Source organism: Acetobacter sp. AN02 (assembly GCF_029759835.1).
Classification (GTDB): domain Bacteria; phylum Pseudomonadota; class Alphaproteobacteria; order Acetobacterales; family Acetobacteraceae; genus Acetobacter.
The window spans coordinates 1-2,492 of the sequence record NZ_JAJJND010000163.1; the positions used below are offsets into that span (position 1 = coordinate 1).

Below are 2,492 nucleotides of genomic sequence, written 5' to 3' on the forward strand. Positions count from 1 at the left end.
TGATCAGCATCCTGTGAATCACATTTTTAGCCCAATGGGTACCCCGTGAGTCTGATCAAGAAACGGTTGGTATAAGGCGCTGTCTGATTGCCGTTTCCGTCGATCGCAACAAGCGTGTCCGTCCCGCTCACGCGATAGACGAAATTACCATTCCCGTCCTTCTGACCCGCAGCCGTCAGACCCGGAACAGCAGGCTCCGTTCCGGGATCAACCGCATATGGGTCCGGTCCAGGTGCTGGTTCATATCCGTCGCTTTTGCTGACACCCGTAACAGCAATGCCCGCAGGTTCCTTCGCATCCTCGGCATCCTGATTGTATTGCTGGATGGCCGATGCATATCCTGCCCCGTTGAGGGCATTCACAGCCGTACTGCCCGGGCCGCCCGTCAGCGCACCCGCCACCGCACCCGCTCCGGACGCTATTGCGTTACTCAGAAGGTTCGCTATCGCACGCTGTGCCTGCGGACCATCCGTCAGAGACCCCGCCAGACCCTTCACCCATTGCCGCGTCCCGATCGCCGCAACATCTCCCGCCGCCGTGCCTGCAGCTACGGCCCCGACATTCCCGCCGCTGATCGCCGCAACCGCCGCATTCCCCGCCGTCTCCAGCGCGATACGACCCAACGCTCCCGAAACCTCACTTCCGGCAAACCCCGGAACTCCGGCGGCATCCAGAGCGTCGGGCAGCTGTCCGCCAACCTCACCAACAAGCTGGCCACCCATCTGCTGGATCTGCGCCTGGTTGCTCAGCTTCTGCGAGTTGAATGTGTTCGTCAGATACCCGTTCGCTGACGACACATCCGTTGTGTAACTGCCCGAAACGCTCCCCGCATCGACGTTGATGTTCCCGCCAATCGCAGACAGGCTCTCACTCGTCTCCTTATGATCCCGGCCACTCCCCAGAAGGGTGCTGTCACGTTAACTTCTGTTCTGTAGATTGCGCTGCATGAGAGCTCCATCTGTCAGCTACAAACGTCACCGTTTTCGGCGCAAACTGATCGCGCATGCTGTGTAGCTATATTTTCGCTTCCCCCTGAGCTTCAGACTGATCGAGCACTCATACAGCGCAATCTACAGAACAGAAGTTAACGTAACAGCACCGATTAAGGCCCACTCCCCGTCCGTCATATCCGATGGATACCGCAGTCCTTCCCGGCTATGTTCACGTCGGGCAATGCCAGTCCATGGCACCATTCACTCCATCTCTTTACAAAGACGGATGAATCACAACTGGCTGGTATTGTTCAAAAACTTTTGGATCAGGCTCCAAATAAAACAATATCATAAAAGTATAATTTATAAATTACATCTCATTTGCAGCATAACCTTTTTGTATCAATTTCCAATCAGCCTTTCCTCCTTTACTTTCCATATAATCCTCGTAGTTTATTCCTGTTAAATCATTTATTATATCCCCATTTTCCCACAATGTATCACATTCAAAACAAAAAGCATGTGGATATCCCTCCTCACTTTCTCCTTGAAGCCTGATACGCCATACTCTGTCCTGTTGACAGTATGGACAAATCACTTCTCTCATTTCGGAAATGCCGTAATTATATCACTTGTGTTTTTACGAACTATTATCTGCACAGAAGTTTCTCCTTCCGTTCCAACAACACGACCAAGATCAACTGACCAGACCTGATTTCCATTCGATTGAGTAGTTCCAGATCCTGATCGTTTTGCCCACGCTTCATCAACAAGCGCCAGAGCATCGTCGCCCTGGACATTAAACACGGAATGTTTGGCCTTTGTCGTGTCCTCCGCCGTATGAGCCAGAACATGGGATATCCGATCTCCGTCTTTCGAACCCGGGCCATATATCAAACCCTCCGGTGATTCATAATATTTATCACCATTCGGAGCTTGATAAGCTTTAAATCCGGCAGGAGCATTAGCTTTTGCACCCATAGATTGAATTTCTACGCTGCCGCCAGGTAGTCCGCTTTCCTCTCCCGCTGCTCCTCTTCTTTTGACAAACCCGGCGACGCTTTCAACGGCCTCCCGGATTGTCCCGCTGCCGATAATCTTCCCGGCAACCTTCGCCGCAACACCACCGACGGCCCCCGCCGCAAGAGGCGCAGCCTCCCATGCCGCTCCTTTGTAATCCCCCGCCGCTATGGCCGTGGCCGTGTTGTAAACGCTGTGGGCCGTCGATACAGGCGGGAACATAAGATCAAGAAGAGCCTGATTTCCCGCACTGCTGATTCCGTAATAATCAAATCGCTGCGACGGAAGCGTGTAGCCCGTCCCGGCACTCAGCACAGCCTGACCCGAAGAAGCCGTACCAGCTGGCCGATGACCATACACTGTATAAAAATCAGTCGTCCCGTCCGCAGACGAACCCGTATACGTCATGTGGTCGTCCAGCTGCATCTGACCATGATGCCCCAGCGCATCCGTAGCACCTGTCGCCGCGTCATAGGTGACCGTGGACGCTACAGAACCACCACCGTTTCCGACGGAGCCATTCCCGGACGTCCCCGCAGC

The 2,492-nt window shown here is 53.9% G+C and carries 3 protein-coding genes and 1 pseudogene; all 4 read right to left on the reverse strand.

Annotated elements, in window-relative coordinates; all coding sequences use genetic code 11:
• Positions 1 to 26 precede the first annotated feature (26 nt).
• Complete coding sequence (locus LOC54_RS12050; protein WP_279314028.1) at positions 27 to 797, reverse strand: hypothetical protein; 771 nt, start codon at positions 795 to 797, stop codon at positions 27 to 29.
• Positions 798 to 1,100: 303 nt separating this feature from the next.
• Positions 1,101 to 1,193, reverse strand: a pseudogene (locus LOC54_RS12055) (IS5/IS1182 family transposase); the annotation flags it as partial.
• A gap of 109 nt (positions 1,194 to 1,302) precedes the next feature.
• Positions 1,303 to 1,539: a hypothetical protein gene (locus tag LOC54_RS12060; RefSeq protein WP_279314029.1), complete on the reverse strand. Its 237-nt coding sequence runs from the start codon at positions 1,537 to 1,539 to the stop codon at positions 1,303 to 1,305.
• The coding region (locus tag LOC54_RS12065; protein WP_347709405.1) for a hypothetical protein at positions 1,536 to 2,492 on the reverse strand (957 nt) is incomplete at its 5' end. The genes LOC54_RS12060 and LOC54_RS12065, both read right to left, overlap by 4 nt.